The sequence below is a fragment of the Limnofasciculus baicalensis BBK-W-15 genome (assembly GCF_024178385.1).
GTDB classification, from domain to species: domain Bacteria; phylum Cyanobacteriota; class Cyanobacteriia; order Cyanobacteriales; family Coleofasciculaceae; genus Limnofasciculus; species Limnofasciculus baicalensis.
Genome location: NZ_JAMZMM010000725.1, coordinates 1 through 1,243 on the forward strand (window position 1 = coordinate 1; position 1,243 = coordinate 1,243).

The 1,243-nt window shown below is 39.9% G+C and carries 2 protein-coding genes and 1 pseudogene; 2 read left to right on the forward strand and 1 reads right to left on the reverse strand.

Features of this window, described 5'->3' with window-relative positions; translation table 11 throughout:
- Window positions 1-333 (reverse strand): annotated as a pseudogene (locus tag NJ959_RS29755) (CHASE2 domain-containing protein); the annotation flags it as partial.
- Window positions 334-392: 59 nt separating this feature from the next.
- Between NJ959_RS29755 and NJ959_RS29760 the strand changes: the two are divergent.
- Both NJ959_RS29760 and NJ959_RS29765 read left to right on the forward strand, forming a co-directional pair.
- Window positions 393-854, forward strand: a complete 462-nt coding sequence (locus NJ959_RS29760; protein ID WP_254015368.1) for a hypothetical protein — start codon at window positions 393-395, stop codon at window positions 852-854.
- 70 nt (window positions 855-924) lie between these two features.
- A complete protein-coding gene (locus NJ959_RS29765; protein WP_254015369.1) occupies window positions 925-1,167 on the forward strand; it encodes a COP23 domain-containing protein in 243 nt (80 codons plus the stop codon).
- The last annotated feature ends 76 nt before the right edge of the window (window positions 1,168-1,243 follow it).

Below are 1,243 nucleotides of genomic sequence, written 5' to 3' on the forward strand. Positions count from 1 at the left end.
CCCCACTCCCCCTCGAGCAATTCGGGAACGAATTTCAAATAATTGGGCACTGCGCAACCACTGATGAAATTCATAAAGCAAAGTAGCTTCAGCCTGGACTAATTTCGCGTGCCAATCAATTGGGGGAACACCCAAACTACCAGTTTTAGCCACTCTTCCTCGCAACGCCTGCTTGTAAAAACTGAGATAAACGCTACTCCATTCCTGATACAGAGTACTGAGATTTTCTGGATAAGGTAGGGTTACGGTAAGTTGTTGCCCTTTGCCCCAAGATAGTTCAAATATACAAGTGTTTTCCACTCGCTGAACTTTGAGATAGAATGTATAATTCATCTGAGTGATATGGGTATTAAATATAGTAGTTATGCAAAATATCAATATAGCAAAGTAATATGGAAAATTGCATCCAAATCAAAGGTATTGTCAAACAAGGCTACGGTGTCGCATCAGGTAAATCTAAAGATCCGCGTTTCCCCAATGGCACAATCGCAATGCAAAAGCCTTTTTTCCGCGCGAGAGGTATTGACTTAGATAGATATTTTTCTGGAACAATCAATATTTCTATTGCGCCACATAACTACGAAATCAAAAAAGCAAAATATACATTCAGAAATATTAAATGGGCATCAGGAGAAGCAGCCGAAGACTTCTCATTTTTTGATTGCCGAATTTTACTAAATAGAGGTAAATCCTTTGATGGTTTTATCTATTATCCTCATCCAGAAACTAAGCCAGAGCATTTTCACACTCCTGATACTATTGAGATTATTACGTCCTTTATCAGTAATTTGCAATATGGAGATGATGTGATTATTGAAGTAGATAGCGAACAAATTAATATTGTTAGGCACTGAAGTGCCTACTACAAACATACGATCGATCTAGCATTAATTAATATTTGTTGGAAGTAATCAATCGCAATTATTGTTCGGATCATATCACTATGAAGCGCGAGAAATTCAGCAACTATTTAATATTCGTTCTGGTGCTTCTGGCCCACTATTTGAAAGTTCAGGTGGTGCAGAGTCGGCAACAATTGATATGAATAAGTTTCTGGAGGAAGCACCTGTTGTTAATGGAGGTAATGCTGCGCCGAGTGAGGTAACTGCGCCTCCGGCTGTGAGTGAACCTAGTGCGCCAAATACTGGCGGTAATCCTGTTTGGTAAGTTGAGTAGCGGATGGGGCAGCGGATGGGGTAGCGGATGTAACGGATGTCACTTAGAAGTTGTAACAGTTTCAATA